Below are 21,958 nucleotides of genomic sequence, written 5' to 3'. Positions count from 1 at the left end.
GTTGGCATTATTAACCCGTCAACACAGTATCTTCTGGATACTTGAGTAAAGAAGGTTCTGGACGAGCTAACATATACGCAAGAGTCAAAGGACCAATACGACCGATGACCATCACAACAATCATGATGTACTTGCCAGGCTCCGTTAGGTTCGCAGTTAATCCAGCAGTTAACCCTACCGTTGCAAAAGCAGAGATCACCTCAAACATGACTCGATCAAAGGCGGCTTTTTCAGTAAGCATCAACAAAAACATCGCGGTGGTTAGTATCGCGCCACTAACCACAATAATGGCCAATGATTTGGTTACTGCTTGCCATGTGACAGTGCGCTTAAACATCACTACATGCTTCTTCTGACGTAAGAATGTCCAAGTCGCTACAAAGGCAACCGCAAAGGTCGATACCTTAATACCACCGCCTGTTGAGGTAGAGCCAGCACCAATCAACATCAACACGATCATCACCAATAAAGCAGGCTGTGTGTATTGAGATAGATCAACACTGTTAAAGCCTGCAGTACGAGCACTTGCCGATTGGAAAAATGCTGCTAGCCACTGACCTTGAACCGATAGACCTTCCATGGTCGCGGAGTTGCTTCTCTCCAACAACCAGAACAATACCGTACCCACTAACAGTAGAGTCGGTGTTGTTGTCAGCATTATCTTGGTGTGTAAATGTAGATGTCTGAAACCTTTACGCCAGTTACTTGATAGGTCGCCCACTACCGTGAAGCCTAAACCACCAAAAATGAACAGAGCCGCAAGCGTAAAGATCACGAGAGGGTCGTCAACAAAGCTCATCATACTGTCTGAAAACAGAGCAAAACCTGCGTTATTGAAGGCTGATATCGCATGAAAAAGTGCGTAAAAACTTCCAGTTGCCCATCCCATTTCAGGAACCCATCGGAAACAGAGCAACACAAAGCCGATAAATTCAGCGACTAACGCAAAGATGATGATCTTCTTGACCAGTTTTCGCAGGTTGATCTTACGATCTTGTCCCAATGCTTCCTTTGCTAATGCTTGTTGTTTCAGGCTTAACCGAACACCAAACATGTAGAGCAGTACCGCTGATAAGGTCATCTGTCCTAACCCGCCCACTTGCATCAAAAACATCAGTAAGATTTTTCCAGCCAGAGTGAAGTGTTCACCCGTATCGACTACACCCAAGCCAGTCACACTGATCGCGGAAGTCGCGGTAAACAACGCATCCGTAAAGCTAAGCCCTGTAACAGAGAAAACAGGCATCGTTAGCAGTATGGCCGAAGGGATAAGAACACCTAAGAAACTCGTCAGAATAATCTTAGGTTCAGAGCCTTTACGTGGTTTTTCATCTCTCTTAAGCGTGTAGAAAGTACCTTTTCGTTTTAACGAATTCATACTATTACCTTATGACCCATTGCCGGTTACCAATTACGCAGTTTTCTAGACAAGGTCTCTTTCGGCCCTGCAATGATCACGACATCACCGATTTCTAAACTCACATCCAGATCCGGAGCTTTGGTTAGGTTTGGACCACGCTTGAAGCCAAGCACTTCAACGCCAGTCTCTTTACACAACTTGAGTTCGCGAAGTTGTTTGCCCAATAACTTGGCACCGATAACAATTTCGGTCATCGCTAAACTACTGCCTAAGTCGATAAACTCAAGAACGCGTCTATCCAACATCTTACGTGCAACACGAATGCCCATATCGCGCTCTGGCATGATGATATGGTCAGCACCAATTTTAGAGAGGATCTTACCGTGGAATTTATCGTTTGCCTTCACCCAGACGGCTTTTGCGCCTGACTCTTTCACCACCAAAGTGGTTAGAATGCTCGAGTTAACATCGGAGCCAATCGAAACCATTACCATGTCATAATCGTCTAGCCTTAACTCTTTTACCGTCTCTTCGCTCGTACAGTTCGCAACAATCGCTTGTGAAACAAAAGCCGCAGCTTCTTTCACTCGCTCTTCATCAATATCGACGGCTAGTACCTGCGCGCCTGAACTTTGCAGCTCTTTGCATACAGATAACCCAAAACGCCCTAAACCGATAACTGCATATTGTTTGTCGCTCATTTGAAGTCCTGTTGAGAAATTTTAATTACACGGGATAATCAAACCTACATTATTTTCCACCTCAAAAAAAAGTTAGTTTTTCAATAATAAGGTTATACTAGTGTCATAATCGCTTGATTTATAAAGGTAGAGAACAATTCCAGTTTCTGCTAATTTCCAATTCATAATTTCTGCGGCAGCACACACAATGAATGAATTCTTAACCCAAGTACAAACCTACATTAACCAAAGCCATAGTGATTGGACGATCAGTGTCCTATTCATCACTATTGCGAGCTTTCTTGCTTGGGTAGCTTGGCGAATTATCCATAATCGCTTAGAAATTCTGGTTCAGAAAACCTCATTCCACTGGGATGACCTACTACTAGAAGCATTAAAAACCCCAGTCAGTACGTTACTTTGGTGTTGGCCTGCGACTGTATCAGTTGGATTGATTCTTCAAGACCAGTTTGGCAACGAAATCAACTGGTTAAGAACGCTAAAAAACATATTGATCATATGTACTTTCGTTTGGTTTACCTTACGAATGATCACCAATACTGAAGAGTACGTCTTAGAGCAGAAAAACAGAGATGAAACGACGGTACAGGCAATTGCAAAAGTAGCCCGCCTGTTCTTTATGGTGATGGGTGGCCTAACCATCATGCAAGCGTTTGGGCTCAGCCTATCGGGCTTGCTCACCTTTGGTGGTGTGGGCGGTTTAATTGTCGGTTTGGCGGCCAAAGACCTATTATCGAACTTCTTTGGCGGGATGATGATTTACTTCGATCGTCCTTTTAAAGTCGGCGATTGGATACGCTCTCCCGACCGTCAAATAGAAGGTACAGTCGAACGCATTGGATGGCGCATGACGATTATCCGCACTTTTGATAAGCGCCCATTGTACGTGCCAAACTCAGTATTCAGTAACATTGTGGTGGAGAACCCATCTCGAATGTTGAACCGCCGAATCAATGAAACCTTCGGGCTTCGCTACCAAGACGCGAGCAAACTGGCTCTTATCGTGGATGACGTAAAAGCCATGCTTGAAACACATCCAGACATCGATGCTAAACAAACACTCATCGTGAACTTCGATAAGTTTGGCCCATCAACGCTGAACTTCTTCATCTATACCTTCACTAAAACCGTCAACTGGGTGCGATACCATAAGGTAAAACAAGATGTGCTACTGCAGGTGCTGGCAATAATTCACAAGCACAATGCGGATATAGCTTTCCCAACTCAAACACTAAAAATCGATCCACAAGGTTTTAGCGAAGCTCAAGATATGGTCACTTCCAATACAGAGGGTCATCGATAAGTAAATTTCTTATCGATCAATAATAACGGTGAAGCGTGGTAACATGGTGCCAGTATTTTAAGGCACTCAATTACCACGATATGATTTTACCTGTCATTCTAGCTGGTGGCTCTGGTAGCCGCCTCTGGCCACTATCTCGCGAGCTTTACCCCAAGCAGTTCCTCAATATTGCTGGCGAACAATCGATGCTCCAGCAAACCCTTTTGCGTTTGCAAGGCCTTAAAGCGCACTTAAGTGATACCGAGTGTGCCGCTCCCTTCATTATCTGTAACGAAGAACACCGCTTTATTGCTGCAGAGCAAGCTCGATCCGCTAACATCCAACACAGTGGTATTTTGCTAGAACCTGTAGGTCGAAACACAGCGCCTGCCATCGCACTTGCAGCCTTACAGGCTTTAAGTCACTCGAACAGCAACCAACAGAACAAGTCAGATCCAATATTATTGGTACTGGCAGCCGATCATCACATCGCCAAAACGACCGAATTTCAGCAAGCGGTAGCGAGAGGTGTCGAATACGCGAAACAAGGCAAACTCGTCACATTTGGTATTACTCCGAGCGCACCCGAGACGGGCTATGGTTATATCAAGCAAGGAGAGCCTCTCTCCCCAAATGCTTATGCGATTGAATGTTTCGTTGAAAAGCCCGACCTAGCAACGGCAGAGCAATACATCGATTCGGGACAATACCTATGGAACAGCGGTATGTTCATGTTTAGAGCATCACGCTACCTTGAAGAACTTGCTGAACATAGTCCCGAGATCTTAGCCGCCTGTAAACTCGCTCTCGCAACGCAAAACACCGACCTCGACTTTATTCGTATTGACGCCGAAGCATTCAAAAGCAGCCCTAGCGACTCTATCGACTATGCCGTGATGGAAAAAACTTCACACGCTGCAGTAATTCCTATGGATGTCGGTTGGAATGATATTGGTTCGTGGTCTGCAATCTGGGATGTCAGTGATAAGGACAAGAACAACAACGTAATTGAAGGCGATGTGTTGACTGTCGATTCTCAGCACAACTATATCCATGCTGAAAATAAATTAGTTGCGACTGTGGGTGTCGAAAACCTGATTATTGTCGAAACCAAAGACGCTATATTGGTTGCGAATAAAGACAAAGTTCAAGGCGTAAAATCGATTGTTAGTCAACTGAACCAGGCTGGTCGCACAGAACATGTTCATCACCGTGAGGTGTTTAGACCTTGGGGTAAATACGATGTAATCGACCTAGGTAAACGCGACAAAGTAAAACGTATCACCGTAAAACCCGGTCACAAGTTATCACTACAGATGCATCATCATAGAGCGGAACACTGGGTTGTCGTAGCAGGCATCGCGAAGGTAACCAATGATGAGAAAACTTACCTAGTCGAAGAAGACCAATCCACCTACATTCCATTAGGACATGTTCATAGCTTAGAAAACCCAGGCGAACTGCCACTCGAAATGATCGAAGTACAAACCGGCAGCCATTTGAGCGAAGACGACATCATCCGATATCAAGATAGCTATGGGCGAGACGTAAAATGCAAACAGTCCGATCCGTCTCAAAGCAACAAATCGAACTAAAGCAGCGACAAATCCATGAAATCAACATTAGACCTAAGCTGCTTTAAGAATAACGATATCCGCGGCATCATTGGTGAACAAATCAATGAACACCTCGCCTTTCTGCTTGGAAAGGCATTTGGCGAACACGTACTTTGTGCTGCAGCTGAAGCGTCACTCGATAGCTTGGCTCAAGTAGTGATTGGCCGTGATAACCGCGAAACGTCCCTTTCACTACAAGAAGCCATAACCAAAGGCTTAAACGAGTCTGGAATAAGCGTAATAGATCTCGGTATGACAGGTACTGAAGAGGTTTACTTTGCAACTCGCTACCTGCATGCGATTGGCGGAATCCAAATTACGGCTAGCCACAACCCAATCAATTACAACGGAATGAAATTAGTCGGTGCAGGTGCGAGTCCGATTAGTAAAAACAGTGGTTTAGATGTAATCAAACAACGCATTGAGGTTCTAGATCAACAGCCAGTCAGCGATCTACCGACCAGCCATGTACAACCCTCTTATTCTTGTAGAACGACCAGTATTCTTGCTCCGTATGTAGAGCACATACTCTCGTATATCACCCCATCAAGGCTGTCACCGATGAAGATTGTGGTTAACGCAGGGAACGGTGTTGCTGGGCATGTCATTGACGCGTTAGAGAAGAAGTTTAACGAACTGAGTGTTCCTATCTCTTTCATCAAGGTTCATCACACTCCAGACGGAAAATTCCCCAACGGTATTCCTAACCCCTTAATTAAAGAGAACCAGACTGCGACACGCAATGCTGTCTTAGTTCATTCCGCCGACCTTGGTATCGCATGGGATGGAGATTTCGACCGTTGCTTTTTCTTCGATGAACAAGGCAATTATATTGAGGGTTATTATATCGTTGGTCTGCTCACCGAAGCATTCTTACTGAAAGAACCTAACGCTACTGTGTTGCACGATATGCGTATGACATGGAATACGATTGAAGTTGCTAACAAGCTTGGTGGAAACGCTGTTGGCGTCAAAGCTGGGCATGCTCTGATTAAAGAGAAGATGCGAGAACTGAATGCGGTGTACGGTGGAGAAATGAGTGCACATCACTACTTCCGTGACTTTGGGTATTGCGACTCGGGAATGATTCCTTGGCTGTTAGTGATTGAGTTGATTAGTAAGACTCAACAGTCTCTCCACCAACTTATCAGATCAAGCATGGGCAAATTCCCTTCTTCAGGCGAGATCAATCGCGAGGTAGTAAACCCTGAGCAAGTTATGGATCGAGTATTGTCACGCTACCGAGAAAGTGCTGAAGACATCGATCATACCGATGGAATAAGCATCAACATGGGCGAGTGGCGTTTCAACTTGAGAAAGGCCAATACCGAGCCATTAATACGCCTTAACGCAGAAACCAGACAAGATAGAGCTTTGTTGTCACGTAAAGTCGACGAGCTACTGTCTTTTCTTGTTTAAAGATACTGACTGCTTCCTGTTAGCATTAAAAAACAAAAGAGCCCTTATTCACGAAAGCAAATAAGGGCCTCAATTGTCTAAGTCGTGCTAGAGACTAATTAAAGTCACCAATTTACTTATTACGGCGAGCTTCAACAGCATCTGCCAATTGACGAAGTACGGTTTCAGTATCTTCCCAACCAATACAAGCATCAGTAATCGACTGGCCGTATGTTGCAGCTTTACCCTCGACTAAATCTTGGCGACCTTCAACTAAGTGAGATTCGATCATCACACCAAAGATAGCTTTATCACCAGCAGAGATCTGCGCACTTACGTCATCAGATACGTTCATTTGACGTTTAAACTGCTTAGAGCTGTTTGCATGGCTGAAGTCGATCATCACCTTCTGTGAAAGACCTGAAGCTGCTAGCTCTTCTTTGATCTTACCAACGTGCTCTGCGCTGTAGTTTGGCTCTTTACCACCGCGTAGGATGATATGACAGTCAGGGTTACCTGCTGTCTCTACGATAGCTGAGTGGCCGTATTTAGTTACCGACAAGAAGTGGTGAGAAGCGCTAGCAGAACGGATTGCGTCTGTTGCGATCTTAATGTTGCCATCGGTACCATTCTTAAAGCCAACAGGGCAAGACAGACCAGAAGCCAGTTCACGGTGAACTTGAGATTCAGTAGTACGTGCACCGATTGCACCCCAGCTGATTAGGTCAGCAACGTATTGAGGTGTGATCATATCCAGGAATTCACTTGCCGTCGGCATGCCCATGTCTGTTAGATCAAGCAGTAGCTTACGTCCTAGGCGAAGACCATCATTTAGCTTAAATGTGTCGTCCATGTACGGGTCATTGATCAGACCTTTCCAACCAACGGTTGTACGTGGCTTTTCAAAGTAAACTCGCATTACGATTTCAAGCTTATCGCCTAGTTCGTCGCGTAGCACTTTCAAACGCTTACCGTACTCAAGAGCAGCTTCAGTGTCATGAATAGAACATGGACCTACAATAACGAGCAAGCGATCATCGCTTTCCTCTAAAATATTGTGAATCGCTTTACGGCTTTCAAAGGTTGTAGAAGAAGCAATTTCTGTCGCTGGAAACTTTTCTAAAACAGCAACAGGTGGTAATAACTCTTTTACTTTGTTAATTCTTACATCATCAGTCTGGAACATTGCTTACTTCTTCCTATTTTCTATCCTTGAGCTGAATGTACGTTATCTCACGTAACTTTCCATCAGCACATATCTTCTTGTTCCCTGTAACTTAACTAGTAAAAACCCTAGTTTCAATCACTAATTTAAAAAAAACGCAATTTTTTTTGTGTTTTATATTTAAAACACCCCGTACAACATTATTTACACGCTATCGATTGCGCAATTTAAGGCAGGATGAGATTCTATGTTGTGCGAATTGCCATGTTCCTCTAATCCAATAAGGAAACTGAAAACAAAAAAGCTCACGTGATTAGCGTGAGCTTTAATTTCATTACATTCTTTTCAATGGCTTGACGACACTATCAAGCCCTTCGATTTTCAGAGCAAGGCACAGCTTTAATAGATCACCCAGTTCACCAGACGGAAATCCTTTTTTATCAAACCATAGCAAATATTCTTCAGGTAAATCGATCAATGTACGACCAGCGTATTTGCCAAAAGGCATCTGCATTCTGGCAAGTTTGATGAGGTTCTCTTTTTCTAGCATTACAGGCTCTTTCTATGCGTCATCGATGTTCTGTAGAGTATCACCTAAACGTTCAACCCAATAGTTGATTGCGTCTTTGGCATCATCTAGGGAATCAAACAAAAAATACTGGTTGCAACAAGCAAGAGAAGTTTTAAAGGTTTCATAGCGCACTTACATTAAAGATAATAATCATACTAAGTATGCCATACCCTATGTGGGAAGATTGTAGAAAAAGGGGTTAAAACTCAGAGCTAGCTCTAAAATTAGTCATGCTGCACGGTGTGAGCATACTCTACAATCACCTGATTTCCTTCGATATAAGCGTTTTGAATCTCGCCATCAACACTCATTCTACTTTTTAAATAAACCACTTTAGGCCCAGATTCATTGCCTTCTTTAAGTGAAGGAAACACATTTCTAGGTTCTAAATGAAGTAAACGACAAAAGTGACTGATGAAAGACATGGTCAATGGCGTCTCTCCTCTTAACACTCGTGAGAAATCAAGCTGGTTCATTCCTAGCTTTTTAGAAAACTCCATCTGCGTAATTCGCATTCGCGATTTTTGTGACATCCACGTTTGATACAACGCATCTCTGTCTTGTTCTGTGAATTCCATACCAACTCCTTTATATAATTCATACCAATCAATTGTCCGTTTTTTCATACACGACATGTCAGGGTTCGGTTAGTGGAAACCAAAGGTTTGGTTTTGATATGAGTGCAATTGTTGTACAGAGCAAAAACCCAAAAGCATTCACAAAAACGATTAGATCAAATGCTTTCTTTATTGATATCAATGTTTTATACGTTAACTAACGAAACATATAGCAAGTTAATTTGTATTAAGAATTAAAAGTTCGAGATTAGCATTCCACATTTCAATCTATTGATTCGCATTTATAAAACTGGTTGGCTACATTCCGTTTGCTTAAACGCACTTCTGGCAAACTATTTGAAAGAATAGGACGCAAAGCCACCGGTCTGTCGACAAATATTCTGTCTATGATAGCGGGGCCGCCACTTAATAGGATTTAAGTGCATATGCATGCCGGAGTGTTCTCTTTTTTGTCGGCCAAATACAGTAAGGACAAATAATGAAACAACTCCCAAAAAAATCACTCATCGCGCTGTCGTTACTTAGCGTAAGCGGTGCAAGCTTCGGTCACGGTTATGTTTCAGCATACGATAATGGCGTTGCTGAGAGCCGTGTCGCCCTATGTAAGTTCCCTGCGAGTGACACACAACAGAAAAACACTGATTGTGGTGGGATCCAATACGAGCCACAAAGTGTAGAAGGTCCAGAAGGTTTCCCTGAAGTCGGCCCTGTTGATGGAAAAATCGCCAGTGCAGAATCTCCTTTAGCGGCAGCACTAGACGAACAAACTGCAGACCGCTGGGTTAAACGCCCTATCAAGTCTGGTTCTCAATACTTCGAGTGGACGTTCACAGCGAACCACAAGACCCGCGATTGGAAATACTACATTACGCAACCTGACTGGAATCCAAACCAGCCTTTGGCACGCAGCTCTTTTGATTTAACGCCATTCTGTGTTGTTGAAGGCAATATGGAACAGCCACCGATGCAAGTAAGCCACTTGTGTAATGTTCCAGAGCGCGAAGGTTATCAAGTGATCCTTGCTGTATGGGATGTGGGTGACACTGCTGCAGCTTTCTACAACGTTATCGATGTGAAATTTGATGGCGACGGTCCTATCATCCCGGATTGGGATCAAGGTGGTCAAATCAATCCAACTCAAGACCTGAACGTTGGTGATGCGGTTTACACTCGTGTCTTCGACCAATCTGGTGAGAACGCTTCATACAGCACTGAGCTAGTGATTGAAAGCAACGAGCAAGGCAAAGCAAACAACTGGTCTTACGCACTTGCCTCTAAGATCAACCAAGAGCAGACGCAAATCAAAGCAGGTCAATTAAACGGCCAAGGCGATTTCGCTCCTGTATACGGTTCGAACCCTATTTACTTAAAATCAGGTTCAGGCTTTAACAGCGTAGAGATCGGTTACAAGATTGATACTCCAGAACCAGACCATGAGCTAGAAGTAACAGGTTTAGAGTCTGAGTACATTATTGATGAAAACCAGCCAACACAGCTTGATCTTACTCTTGCAGCAACAGGCGATATTCAAGCTGAATTGACTGTGTACAACCATCATCGTGAAGCACTTGCTTCTCAAAAATCTGAATTAACAGACGGACAAGTGGAAGATGTTCAACTGACTTTGTCTAAATCTGAAGCTGGCCACCACATGCTTGTGGTTGTGACGAAAGATGACCAAGGTAACTTAGTGGATCAGAACACGCTTGATTTCCATCTGATGGATGAGCAAACACCGCCACCAGCGGGCGATTACGACTTCGTATTCCCTGAAAGCATTGAGTCTTACACAGCAGGAACTAAAGTACTAAGCAGCGATGGTAGCGTTTATCAGTGTAAAGAGTTCCCATACTCTGGCTACTGTGTTCAATGGGCACCAACAGCAACTCAGTACGAACCAGGTGTAGGTTCACACTGGCAAGATGCTTGGAACAAAGTGGACTAATTGATCACTAGAAACCTCCTCTTAATAGATGAGAGTGAGTAATCAACCAAACAAAAACGGATGCCTAGCGCATCCGTTTTCTTATGCAGTAACATCTAAAAAGTCAGTGTTCAAAGTAGATAGTGATCGGCCAACAGAGCTACGAACAAGAGCATAAGGTGATAGATAGAGAACTTAAATGTCTTCATCGCCATGTTGGGCTCATCATGATATTTAAGAACCCACGCGTGATAAACAAACCCACCGTTTAGCACCAAAGAAGCGCTCAGGTATATCCAACTGCTCATGCCAACTAATACTGGAAGCACGCATACGATGCTTAACAACAGTGTATAAAGCAAAATTGAAGTCTTGGTGTAGGCTATCCCATGAGTCACAGGCAACATCGGGATATCCACTTTGGCGTACTCGTCACGACGATGAATCGCAAGCGCCCAAAAGTGTGGAGGCGTCCAGATAAAGATGATCATCACCAACAACCATGCACTGGAATGCAACTCATTAGTGACGGCCGTCCATCCCAATAACGGAGGCATTGCACCAGCGATGCCGGCTATAACAATGTTCTGTGGCGTCGCTCGCTTCAAGTACATGGTATAGATAACCGCATAACCCAATAAGCTCGCAAAGGTTAACCATGCTGTAAGCGGATTGACCAACATCACTAAGGTGACGAAGCCAAGCAAACCGATACCCGCAGCAAAAGCGAAGACTCGTACGCTGCTGAGCTCACCCGATGGTAAAGGGCGTCGATTAGTTCGAGACATTTGCCCATCGATCTTTTTGTCGATCAAATGGTTAAATGCAGCGGCTGAACCTGCCATTAACCCTATCCCTATCATGCCGAATAAAGCCTGCTGTAGTGGTAGTCCATTAGGCACAGCTAAGCACATTCCGACTAATGCCGTTAGTAACATTAAAGCAACCACTTTAGGCTTGGTCAGTGTTAAATAGACCTTCCAAGCAGCTTTGTTTTTCGCAGCCATTTCATTACTTGAAACTGCGTCTTGAATCACAATCTCATGCTGTGTTGAAGTTCTACTAACCATGATTACCTCCTTGTAATACACTGTTCTTCACCAAGTTCTCACTCGGTTTCCGTTGCCACACGACAAAGTTAGTCACAACCATGCTAATAAGCAGCATCGCCGCGACTAGATTATGCAAAACCGCGACTGAGATTGGCAGGTGAAACCACACGTTGCTGATTCCAAGGCTGATTTGAGTAACCAACACTATTGCAACAATCACGCTCAGCTTTTGGTGTGATGTTTGACCAAGCTTCCACAACTGATACACGACCATTAGCACCGTCAACGTTGCCACAATAGCGCCAAACCTATGCATGACATGTATTGTGAGCCTTGCGGGATACTCTAATACACCAAACTCATAGTTATCATGGCCGTTCTGTGCAAAATCGAACGCGTTCTTAAAGTCTAGATAGCTTGCCCAGTTCCCCTCACAAATTGGTAGCTGGGTGCACACCAATGCGGCATAGTTTGATGAGGTCCACCCGCCAAGCAGTATCTGCCCCACCACAACCACTACCCCCAACGAGGCCCAGAATTTAAGCTGAGGCGCATGAGAGGTTTCGCCAAATCGGGTTTGAAAATTAGAGAGACGACAGTAGAGTAAACACAGTAGAGACAACAGAGTAAAACCACCCATCAAGTGCGCCATAACCACGACAGGCATCAGCTTGAGTGTCACCGTCCACATGCCTAATAAAGCCTGAAAAATCACGGTTGCCGATATAAGTAACGGTAGTCCAGCAGAGGTGATGTTCTTCTTAATACACCAAGCAACCACAACAAAGACAAGAAGCCCTAACGATCCAGCAAAGTAGCGATGTATCATCTCTATCCATGCTTTATCTGCTTCAAGCGCACGTTCAGGAAATTGGAGATTGGCTTGATTCACTGCTTGTGCATCAGAAGGAACGGTGATTTTCCCATAACACCCAGGCCAATCAGGGCAACCAAGACCAGCATCAGACAAACGGGTATAAGCACCGAGCACAATCACGGTAAGCGTCAGTAAGATGGTCACTCGCATCACGAGCATGAGTAAATCAGGGGCTTTATTCTGCATCGTTTATCTCCCTATATTTATTCCCTGTTCCTAATAGTGCTAAGCCTCTGCGGTCAATCACGAATGCTCTTTCAGCTACCCAACACGCGACAGTTTAAGAAGCTTTCTCAGGTCATGAATCATGCCTTTAGACTGCCCGACTAACTGCGACGGTTCTGAAACACTTTTATATTCCATAACGAGTTGCCCAAGAGGGTCGATAATAACAATGGAAGCTGGCGCAAACTTGGTACTCAACTGATCTCCACCGGATAGAAACGACAAATCAGGCTTATTAAATGCTCCTGGTAGTGAGTCTCCTTCAGAGACAAAAACCACCGCGGTCACTCGTTCCTTATTTTTCCCTAACGCTAAATAGCTTTGATTCAAGTAGTGAAGCTGTTGTTCACACAAGCTATCGCACTCTGTTGGCGCAATGTAACCCACCAGCCACCCTTCACCTTCCACCGGCGCCGTCAATCCAAAATCCTGTAACGTCACTCTTGGCTCGACCAACTCCCCAGTGTTTGTCACTCCGGATGTGTACCAATTTTGCTCCAACACGGTTTTAGCGATAATGGCAGGTAAGGCGAAGATCAGAATCAAACCGATTAATACCAGGCGACCACGCGAGCGACGCTGTTTAAACGCAGCCAAGTTCGCATCGGTACTTTCCTTGTTCATTTGTACTTGAGACTTATCCATTTTGATTCCCTGTATTAAGCGCTGCCGTTCGCTATCTGTATTTATGTCATTCCGATCATTTACTTCTTATTAATGTGACTATGTTTCTTTAAGTATCGGTAGCCAATCATTAACATCAACGAGAGCAGTACCGCAGCCATCACGAACCATTGAAATGAGTAACCAAAGTGCTTCTCAGACTTCATCGCCGTCGGGCGCCATAACATCTCATAGGGCCATGAATCTAAGCTCTGGGGTTGAAAGATAAACGGCAACACCTCTTGTCCTGTATATTGCGATAACGCCTCTATATTGATGTTTTGAATTCTTTTTGGTGCCGTATTCTCTAACCCAAGCCCCTGACTTAACGGATTCACTGAACGTGTGTACAAACGCCCAGACATCTTGGTTGGTAGCGTGACGTTTCCTATTTGTGGAAGCTCTCTTCTGTCATTACTTGCTGCAACAAACCCGAGATCGATCAACAGTTGCTTTCTTCCATCTTGTGTTAGAACCTCACCGAGCATGTAAATCACATATCCAACCGTTCCTTGGTTGATTTGATTGTCCAACAAGAACATCAAATCACTTGTTTTCACTAATTGAACTTCAGCTTTTAAACCATTTAAGGTTGAAGGATTCAATGACTGCTGAGTTCGAACACTTTCTTCTCGCCATTCTGAAATCACGATATCCAGAGGCCTAGAGGATTGCGTTGCTCTCTGCGATAGCTGTTGCTCGTAGCGTAATTTCTCGTTACCTCTGTCTAACTGCCATAAACCCAACTTGATTAAAATGCCGACTGAAACCAAAGTTAAAACAACCGCAACCCAAAAACCTTTACTGCGGAACGTTCGTTCATCATGATTCAAACCGTTTGGAGTTATCACTATGGCGTCATCCACCTTTATCTTGTTATTCAAAGTTGTATTGGTTGCTCTACTGTTTTTCATCGCCTTCAACTTAATGAAAGGCCTCATCCAAATCGCTTCTGGCAAACACAATGGCAAAAGGTTGAGTCACTTCCTAGGGCGTCGAGTTATGTGGTCAGCCGTTGTCGTGTTAATGTTGTTACTGGCTTTAGGAACAGGAGTCATCACACCTAACCCTCGTCCTTATTAAGCTCTATGAACCCGATAGAGAAAGCGGTCTAAGTCGCTAGAGGACATAGACAAACACGAACAACCCTAACCAAACCACATCAACAAAGTGCCAATACCAACTGCCAGCTTGGAACGCAAAGTGGTCTTTTGGCGTAAAGTGGTCTTTCGCAACCCTTGCCAGTAACACAACCAAAAAGATCGTCCCCAAGCAAACATGCAAACCATGGAATCCAGTTAATAAGAAGAAGGTGTTGCCATAGATACCCGATTGAAGGGTCAGCCCCATCTCTTGGTAAGCGTGAACGTACTCTTCGACTTGGAAAAACAAGAAAAAACCAGCCAGAACAATCGTAATTTCTAACCAAACGATTAATGCCATGCGCTTATTTTGTTCAAGGCTTAGGTGCGCCATATGAAGCGTTACGGATGAAAGCAGTAAGATAATGGTGTTCTTAAGTGGGATACCTTGCCAAGGCATCGCTTGCGTCGTCACACCATCAGGTGTCGTGGTCAGCGGCCACATCGATTGAAACATCGGCCACAACACTTCGTGAGTCATTTCATTATTGCCCGCCCCGCCAATCCAAGGGACAGATATCATACGAGCGTAGAAAAGCGCGCCAAAGAACGCGCCGAAGAACATGATCTCAGAAAAGATGAACCAGCTCATACCCTGTCTAAAGGAGCGAGATATTTGCTCGGAATAAACACCACTCAGTGACTCTGTAATCACGTTACTAAACCAACCCGCGAGCATATACAGAAGAACAGCGAAACCGACTAACAGCACCGCTTTACCGAACACGCCGCCAGCAGCGTCAGTGCCCATGTTTTGCACGGTTAACCCTGCTCCAACCGCGACAAGAAACAACGCAACGGCACCGACTAACGGCCAATGGCTTTGATGTGGAACGAAATACACTTCCTTTTTAGAACTCATCGCTCAACTCCTTTTGTTGATTCTGGTTCTGTAATGTCTTAGTTACTTGCGAGTATATTAGGCTCAGGACTGCTTGATTCCCCGATCACCTCACTCGTGATATTGAATAACGTATAAGAGAGCGTCAGCGTGTGTATCGACTCTGGAATATCTGGCTCTATATAAAATATCAAACCCATTTCGGCGCTCTTGAAGCCATCAAGTGGTTGCTGGTTGAAGCAAAAGCATTCCATCTTGTTGAAATAAGTCGCTCCCATTCCCGGAGACACCGATGGCACAGCTTGACCAATCAATGAACTCGCAGATAAATTCTTCGCGATGTAATTGGTTTGCACCACCTCGCCAGGATGAACTTCCAATACACGCACTTCAGGCGAAAACGTCCATGGCATATCTGGTTTAATATGAGACATGAATTCCACTCGAATTGTACGAGAGTAGTCAGGCTGCATTCCCTGAGGTTGAACCGCAGAAACAGTATTGGTTTTACCGTTGATTCCCAAAGCCTCGCACATCACATCGTAGAGCGGCACCAAAGCGAAACCGAAACCAAACATCGCCACCACACTCAATACCAAATAGCCCGTCAGCTTTTTGGTTGACCGTTTTGGTTGGTTTTTATCTAGATCGCTGTGCTTATCACTCATAGCTAATCTCTCTAATCGATTTTAGGTGGATGAGTAAAGGTGTGATGAGGTGCTGGACTTGGTACCGTCCATTCTAGCCCTTCAGCACGTTCCCATGGCTTGCTTGATGCAGGCTCGCCGCCTTTCACACATTTGATGACCAACCATAAAAAGATGAGTTGCGATAAACCAAAGGCAAAGCCACCTATCGACACCACTTGGTTAACGTCTGCGAACTGAATAGCGTAGTCTGGAATACGACGTGGCATGCCCGCCAAGCCTAAAAAGTGCATCGGGAAGAAAAGCACATTCACTGAAACTACTGAAGTCCAGAAATGCCACAGACTGAGTTTGTGGTCGTACATATGCCCAGTCCACTTAGGCAGCCAATAATAGGCTGCGGCCATTATCGAGAACACCGCACCAGTCACCAGAACATAGTGGAAGTGAGCCACCACAAAATAGGTGTCATGATATTGGAAATCAGCAGGAACAATAGCCAACATCAAACCTGACAAGCCGCCGATCGTGAACAGAACAATAAAGGCGATGGTAAATAGCATCGGGGTTTCGAAGGTCAATGCACCTCGCCACATAGTCGCGACCCAGTTAAAGACTTTCACCCCCGTCGGCACCGCGATCAACATGGTGCAATACATGAAGAAGAGCTCAGCAAAAACCGGCATCCCAGTGGTGAACATGTGGTGTGCCCACACTAAGAAAGACAAGATGGCGATACTACAGGTCGCGTACACCATCGAGTGGTAACCAAACAAGCGCTTGCCACTAAAGGCTGGAATGATTGCAGAGACAATACCAAAAGACGGTAAGATCATGATGTACACTTCGGGGTGCCCAAAGAACCAGAATATGTGCTGGAACATGACGGGATCACCACCGCCTGCTGCATCAAAGAAACTCGTCCCGAAGTATTTATCGGTCAGTACCATGGTCACCGCCCCAGCGAGAACCGGCATCACGGCTATCAGCAAGAAAGCGGTGATTAACCAAGTCCAGACGAACATAGGCAGTTTAAACCAAGTCATACCTGGCGCTCTCATGTTCACGATGGTCACGATGACGTTGATCGCCCCCATGATCGAACTGATCCCCATAATATGAACAGAGAAAACAAACAGTGCCGTACTATCTGGGCCGTAAGTCGTTGAGAGCGGCGCGTAGAATGTCCAACCAAAACTCGGGCCGCCTCCCTCAGTAAACAAGGAACCAATTAGGATTAAGAAGGCAAAAGGCAAAATCCAGAAACTGAGGTTGTTCATTCGTGGCAGCGCCATATCCGGCGCACCGATCATCATCGGGATCATCCAGTTAGCGAGCCCCGTGAATGCAGGCATTACCGCACCAAATACCATGATCAAGCCGTGTACTGTGGTCATCTGATTAAAGAAATCAGGCTCAACAAGCTGCAGACCCGGTTGGAACAACTCAGCACGGATCACCATTGCCATCGCACCACCGGTTAAGAACATTGCGAAACTGAACCACAGATATAATGTGCCTATGTCTTTGTGATTGGTTGAATACAGCCAACGCGCCCACCCTTTTGGAGCGGCGTGAGAATCGTGATCATCCAGAGGTAAGTCATTGCTGTCCAATGTGCCTTCCACAGAATGGCTCAAGGCCTGATCTTCTGCAGGCGCCGATTTCACCGGCTTATCAATTGGTGAACTCATAGCTGCTCCTTAGCATCACTTTGTGCTTCATCCGTTGAGCCCTGTTCGTCAGGTTCTTGGGCTCCGCCTTCTTGTTTAACTTTGTAAGCGTTAATATCTGAAGCCTGAACAATATCGCCCGTGTCATTACCCCAAGCGTTTCTTTGGTAAGTAACGACCGCTGCGATCTCTTTCTCGGTTAACTGGTTATCGAAGGCTTGCATCGCCGTGCCTCCACGACCATAAACAATGGTATCGATATGCACATCCACATCCCCAAGAGCGACCGGGCTACCTTTAATTGCTGGGAATGCACCAGGGATACCTTCACCATTAGCTTGGTGGCATACTGCACATCGAGTCTTGTAAACCTCTTCACCGATGGTATTCAATTCGTCTAAAGAAAGTGACGCATCTAACGCATCTTGAGCCGCTTGTTGTGCAGCAATCGTTAACTCTTTCTGCTCCGCTAACCATGCATCAAACTCATCTTCTGCCATGGCATGCACCACTATCGGCATAAAGCCATGCGCTCGGCCACACAGTTCAGCACACTGGCCGCGATACACACCCGGCTCATCAATCTTTGTCCAAGCTTCATTAATGAACCCTGGAATGGTGTCTTTCTTCACAGCAAAGGCCGGAACCCACCACGAGTGAATCACATCGTCAGAGGTCATCAAGAAGCGAACTTTTCTATCAATAGGAAGGACGAGTGGCTTATCAACCTCTAGCAGATAATGCGCGCCTTTCACTTCAATGCCTTCGATTTCTTTGTCACTGGTCGCTAGCAGACTGAAAAACTCAACATCTTCACCGAAATAACTGTAATGCCATTTCCATTGTGAGCCAGTAATTTTAACGGTGAGTTCAGATTGAGAAGTGTCTTCCATCGCTATCAAGGTTTTAGTAGCGGGTATCGCCATTGCGATGAGGATGATAATAGGAATGATGGTCCAGAGGATTTCAACTTTGGTGCTTTCGTGAAAATGAGCGGCTACTGCGCCCTTCGACTTTCTGTGCCTCAGAATCGAATAGAACATCACCCCAAAAACGACGAAGGCGATTGCGCAGCAGATGTAGAAGATCAGCATATGAAGTTCATAAACCTCACCGCTAATCTCAGTCACGCCTCTTGTCATGTTGTATTCACTACTTGCGTGCACTAAAGGCGACACTAACACCACAACAAAACTCTTCAAAAGCCACGCTAGCCTAACCAGTAATCTTTTCAAAAGATCTCTCCTTATCCTTCCTAATTGGATACTTGCGACCTAAATGTCGTTACGAGCTGTGTTTCATTACGATCTGTATTTCGTTGCGAGCTATGTTTCATTACAAGCTATATGTCATTACCAACCGGACAACATTCATTGCTATCCCGACTACACATGAAAAGGCTGAATCTCAATCTACAACTCACGTAGAGATAGCTTTAAAGCACTATTAACCTCATATCTCCCCATGAGCCAATACGGCTAAAAAGCGTTGGAGATTTCCATGAAAGATTCAAAAACGGCGAATTTGTTAAATTTTGTTATATTTATGTAAAAGGCTAGTTAGTGATATCCAATTGTTCAAGGTAGGTTTACTTACTAAACAGTCAATTATTTGAAGTAACTAAGCTACAAGCCCTCTTGCCGTTGGAATTTATTTTATATCGAGTTTTACGATTGCTTTCATAGAAATGATAATCAATATCACTTAAGTTAAGTCAACAGTAAGTCATACAGACATTAAAAGGTTTAGTGATTATGCAAGATGCAATGAATTGGTTAGCGAGAGACCCAGACCCGAGAACTCGTGAAGAGCTTCAATACCTCATCGATGAAGGAATGCACAACGAATTAGAAAACCGTTTTACGCAGCGATTAGAGTTCGGAACAGCAGGTCTTCGAGGCAAAGTCGGATGTGGTCCAAATAGAATGAATCGCTTAGTCATACAAGAAACCGCAACTGGGCTTGGTCACTATTTGATAGAGCACGTTGCAAATGCCAAGATTCGTGGTGTTGTTGTGGGCTATGACGGCCGTTTAGATTCAAAGCAGTTCGCGATTGATACCGCTTCCGTGCTTACGGCTTTGGGCATTAAGGTTTACTTAACCTCGAATGTCGCTGCAACTCCTATCGTTGCTTTCGGTATTGAACATTTCAACGCAGCCGCAGCCGTTGTGGTCACTGCTAGCCACAACCCGCCAGAATACAATGGCTTCAAAGTATACTGGGAGAATGGTGCTCAAGTCATTCCACCGCATGATGCTGGCATTGCATCTGAAATCGATATCGCATCGACCAAGCCGATTCCTTTAATGAGCCTGAGTGATGCTGAAGCACAAGGTAAGTTAATGTGGTTGACCGAGGGCTATTACCAAACGTATCGCGCTGCGATCAACCAGAGCCCGTATGTGAGTAAAGATATTGAATCGGCGAACACCACCATTACCTACACCGCTATGCATGGTGTGGGCGCACAAATGGCTGAAGATCTGCTCCATGACTCCGGTTTCCATAAGGTATTCAGCGTTGCAGAACAAAGAGAACCGGATGGTAACTTCCCGACCGTCAACTTCCCTAACCCAGAAGAAAAAGGGGCAATGGATCTTGTGGTGAACCTAGCGAAAAGTGTCGATGCAGACATAGCTTGCGCGAATGACCCAGATGCAGACAGATTTGCCGTCGCCGTTAGAACAGATGATAAAGCTAGAACTGAAGATGACTCATACAAAATGCTCACGGGCGATCAAGTAGGTGTGTTGTTCGCTCACTACTTGTTGTCAAAGCCGCACACGAAAAATCAGCTGGTTGGTAATAGTATCGTCTCATCAACGTTACTTGAAAAAGTAGCGAATACTCATGGAGCTACCTATTTCCAAACACTGACAGGCTTTAAATGGTTAGCCAATATCGGCATGCAATTAGAAGACGAAAACAATGAGTTCTTATTCGCCTATGAAGAAGCGCTAGGCTATACGATTGGTACTCAGGTTCGAGATAAAGATGGACTGTCTGCTATCGTTGTTTTCGCTCAACTGGTTGAGGAGCTCAAATCTCAAGGTAGAACGGTTTGGGATCTTCTTGCTCAGATATCGTTGGAACATGGTGTCCACACCAACGCACAACGCAGTATCGCGCTTGACCCGGATTCACCATCAATTGGCTCTAAGCTTAGGTCTGCACAACCTAAATCAATCAATGGCGTCGCTATTTCAGTGATTGAAGATCTGCAGTCGTCTTTACGCTTTATTATTGGTGGTAATACAGAGGCGATTAACCTACCCGCGAGTGACGTACTCATCTATCATCTCGAAGACGGCTCACGCATTATCGTAAGACCTTCCGGCACTGAACCTAAAGTTAAGGTTTACTATGAGACAGTGACAAAGTTCGACGGAACAGAAACTTACGACGAAGCTCGTCTACGTGGCGAAGAATACATGGATAAACTTATCGAACAACACCAACAAGAGCTGAATTCTTAACGACTGGTATATTCGTTATATAACGGCTAAAAACAAAAAGTGGACGCTCTTAGCGTCCATTTTTCCCTCGTCGGCTCACAGCGCGATAATACGTTCGATGTGGAACTTTTACGAAGTAAAGAAAGAAGATAACATCCAAACCGCCAACACGATGAATACACCACCCATCACTTTTTGCTGATAAGTACGAAACTTAGCATTTTCTACCAAAGACTTACCAATCGTACCGACCAACGCCACCAGCAAGAAATTGAACGTTAAACCTAAAACATTCAGCAACAAGCCAAGTACTAACATCTGCTCGCCCGAAGTCGCTTCAATGTTTGTCGACACGAACTGAGGTAAAAACATCACAAAGAACACTAAGGCTTTAGGGTTAAGCAGGTTGCTGATCAGCGCTCGTTGATAATAGGCTTTTGCAGCAAAATTATCGTTTAACTCCGGCGCATTACCCTGCTCTGTTCGCAGGCAATCCCATCCCATCTTCAACAAGTACGCGCCGCCTAACAAATGGAGAGCTTTAAGCGCTATTGGGCTCATTGCGATCAAAGCTGATACACCCATAGCCGCTAATACTGTCAGAATGATCCCAGAAGTCGCGTTGCCTAGGCTTGCAAACACACCAACCTTGCGGCCATAGCTCATACTTGAACTCGCGATCAGTAACATATCAGGGCCAGGTAAAAGGAGAAGTGCAACAACGGCAGTCAGGTAGACAGGTAAAATGGTTAAGTCGATCATGAGGGTCAGCATTGATAAAAACG

Annotated in this window: 20 protein-coding genes and 1 riboswitch; of the genes, 6 read left to right on the top strand and 14 right to left on the bottom strand. The window is 44.8% G+C overall.

The window, feature by feature from the left end:
* Positions 1-10: 10 nt before the first annotated feature.
* Positions 11-1,378: a TrkH family potassium uptake protein gene (locus tag L1D22_RS07700; protein WP_239829281.1), complete on the bottom strand. Its 1,368-nt coding sequence runs from the start codon at positions 1,376-1,378 to the stop codon at positions 11-13.
* A gap of 26 nt (positions 1,379-1,404) precedes the next feature.
* Positions 1,405-2,061 carry a TrkA family potassium uptake protein gene (locus L1D22_RS07695; protein WP_239829280.1) on the bottom strand — a complete coding sequence of 219 codons (657 nt, stop codon included), beginning with the start codon at positions 2,059-2,061 and terminating at the stop codon, positions 1,405-1,407.
* 187 nt (positions 2,062-2,248) lie between these two features.
* Between L1D22_RS07695 and L1D22_RS07690 the strand changes: the two genes are divergently transcribed.
* The 3 genes from L1D22_RS07690 (at position 2,249) to L1D22_RS07680 (ending at position 6,378) form a co-directional block, all read left to right on the top strand.
* Positions 2,249-3,364 (top strand): mechanosensitive ion channel family protein, encoded by a 1,116-nt coding sequence (locus L1D22_RS07690; RefSeq protein ID WP_239829279.1) that lies wholly within the window; start codon positions 2,249-2,251, stop codon positions 3,362-3,364.
* An 80-nt stretch (positions 3,365-3,444) separates the two neighbouring features.
* The gene (locus L1D22_RS07685) at positions 3,445-4,938 is read left to right on the top strand and encodes a mannose-1-phosphate guanylyltransferase/mannose-6-phosphate isomerase (RefSeq protein ID WP_239829367.1); all 1,494 of its coding nucleotides are present in this window, start codon (positions 3,445-3,447) and stop codon (positions 4,936-4,938) included.
* Between the two features lie 15 nt (positions 4,939-4,953).
* Positions 4,954-6,378, top strand: a complete 1,425-nt coding sequence (locus L1D22_RS07680) for a phosphomannomutase CpsG (protein WP_239829278.1) — start codon at positions 4,954-4,956, stop codon at positions 6,376-6,378.
* A gap of 112 nt (positions 6,379-6,490) precedes the next feature.
* On the opposite strand, the gene aroG is transcribed toward L1D22_RS07680, so the two are convergent.
* The 3 genes from aroG to L1D22_RS07665 form a co-directional block, all read right to left on the bottom strand.
* Positions 6,491-7,543: a 3-deoxy-7-phosphoheptulonate synthase AroG gene (aroG, locus tag L1D22_RS07675; RefSeq protein ID WP_239829277.1), complete on the bottom strand. Its 1,053-nt coding sequence runs from the start codon at positions 7,541-7,543 to the stop codon at positions 6,491-6,493.
* A 313-nt stretch (positions 7,544-7,856) separates the two neighbouring features.
* Positions 7,857-8,072, bottom strand: coding sequence for a DUF3820 family protein (locus L1D22_RS07670; protein WP_004730103.1), 216 nt, complete (start codon positions 8,070-8,072; stop codon positions 7,857-7,859).
* A gap of 245 nt (positions 8,073-8,317) precedes the next feature.
* On the bottom strand, positions 8,318-8,671 hold the full coding sequence (locus L1D22_RS07665; protein WP_017630160.1) for a hypothetical protein: 354 nt from the start codon (positions 8,669-8,671) through the stop codon (positions 8,318-8,320).
* 316 nt (positions 8,672-8,987) lie between these two features.
* Positions 8,988-9,077: riboswitch (cyclic di-GMP riboswitch) on the top strand.
* Positions 9,078-9,149: 72 nt separating this feature from the next.
* Between L1D22_RS07665 and gbpA the strand changes: the two genes are divergently transcribed.
* A complete protein-coding gene (gene gbpA / locus L1D22_RS07660; RefSeq protein ID WP_239829276.1) occupies positions 9,150-10,616 on the top strand; it encodes an N-acetylglucosamine-binding protein GbpA in 1,467 nt (488 codons plus the stop codon).
* Between the two features lie 110 nt (positions 10,617-10,726).
* On the opposite strand, the gene cyoE is transcribed toward gbpA, so the two are convergent.
* From cyoE to L1D22_RS07640, 4 genes are all read right to left on the bottom strand, one after another.
* Positions 10,727-11,665 (bottom strand): heme o synthase, encoded by a 939-nt coding sequence (gene cyoE, locus L1D22_RS07655; protein ID WP_239829275.1) that lies wholly within the window; start codon positions 11,663-11,665, stop codon positions 10,727-10,729.
* Positions 11,658-12,710, bottom strand: a complete 1,053-nt coding sequence (locus L1D22_RS07650) for a COX15/CtaA family protein (protein WP_239829274.1) — start codon at positions 12,708-12,710, stop codon at positions 11,658-11,660. Before L1D22_RS07650 ends, cyoE begins: the two co-directional genes overlap by 8 nt.
* Positions 12,711-12,785: 75 nt before the next feature.
* The gene (locus L1D22_RS07645) at positions 12,786-13,394 is read right to left on the bottom strand and encodes a hypothetical protein (protein WP_239829273.1); all 609 of its coding nucleotides are present in this window, start codon (positions 13,392-13,394) and stop codon (positions 12,786-12,788) included.
* A gap of 59 nt (positions 13,395-13,453) precedes the next feature.
* A complete protein-coding gene (locus L1D22_RS07640) occupies positions 13,454-14,353 on the bottom strand; it encodes an SURF1 family protein (protein ID WP_239829272.1) in 900 nt (299 codons plus the stop codon).
* On the opposite strand from L1D22_RS07640, the gene L1D22_RS07635 reads away from it, so the two are divergent.
* A complete protein-coding gene (locus L1D22_RS07635) occupies positions 14,265-14,495 on the top strand; it encodes a DUF2909 family protein (RefSeq protein WP_017630007.1) in 231 nt (76 codons plus the stop codon). The two genes, L1D22_RS07640 and L1D22_RS07635, sit on opposite strands and share 89 nt — an antisense overlap.
* A gap of 36 nt (positions 14,496-14,531) precedes the next feature.
* Here the strand turns inward: L1D22_RS07635 and L1D22_RS07630 are convergent, their stop codons facing one another.
* From L1D22_RS07630 to coxB, 4 genes are read right to left on the bottom strand one after another with little or no spacing between them, the layout of a single operon-like run.
* Positions 14,532-15,416, bottom strand: coding sequence for a cytochrome c oxidase subunit 3 (locus tag L1D22_RS07630; RefSeq protein WP_239829271.1), 885 nt, complete (start codon positions 15,414-15,416; stop codon positions 14,532-14,534).
* Positions 15,417-15,454: 38 nt separating this feature from the next.
* On the bottom strand, positions 15,455-16,063 hold the full coding sequence (locus L1D22_RS07625; protein ID WP_239829270.1) for a cytochrome c oxidase assembly protein: 609 nt from the start codon (positions 16,061-16,063) through the stop codon (positions 15,455-15,457).
* A gap of 11 nt (positions 16,064-16,074) precedes the next feature.
* Positions 16,075-17,736: a cytochrome c oxidase subunit I gene (ctaD, locus tag L1D22_RS07620; protein WP_239829269.1), complete on the bottom strand. Its 1,662-nt coding sequence runs from the start codon at positions 17,734-17,736 to the stop codon at positions 16,075-16,077.
* Positions 17,733-18,950, bottom strand: coding sequence for a cytochrome c oxidase subunit II (gene coxB, locus L1D22_RS07615; RefSeq protein WP_239829268.1), 1,218 nt, complete (start codon positions 18,948-18,950; stop codon positions 17,733-17,735). The genes ctaD and coxB overlap by 4 nt, the downstream gene beginning before the upstream one ends.
* A 519-nt stretch (positions 18,951-19,469) precedes the next feature.
* Between coxB and L1D22_RS07610 the strand changes: the two genes are divergently transcribed.
* Complete coding sequence (locus L1D22_RS07610; RefSeq protein WP_239829267.1) at positions 19,470-21,194, top strand: phospho-sugar mutase; 1,725 nt, start codon at positions 19,470-19,472, stop codon at positions 21,192-21,194.
* Between the two features lie 108 nt (positions 21,195-21,302).
* Here the strand turns inward: L1D22_RS07610 and L1D22_RS07605 are convergent, their stop codons facing one another.
* Complete coding sequence (locus L1D22_RS07605) at positions 21,303-21,935, bottom strand: LysE family translocator (RefSeq protein ID WP_132762461.1); 633 nt, start codon at positions 21,933-21,935, stop codon at positions 21,303-21,305.
* Between the last annotated feature and the right edge of the window lie 23 nt (positions 21,936-21,958).

It is taken from the genome of Vibrio sp. Isolate34 (assembly GCF_022397915.1).
Lineage (GTDB): Bacteria > Pseudomonadota > Gammaproteobacteria > Enterobacterales > Vibrionaceae > Vibrio.
Note: the sequence above shows the minus strand (reverse complement) of the source record. Positions and strands in the feature narration are given on the sequence as shown.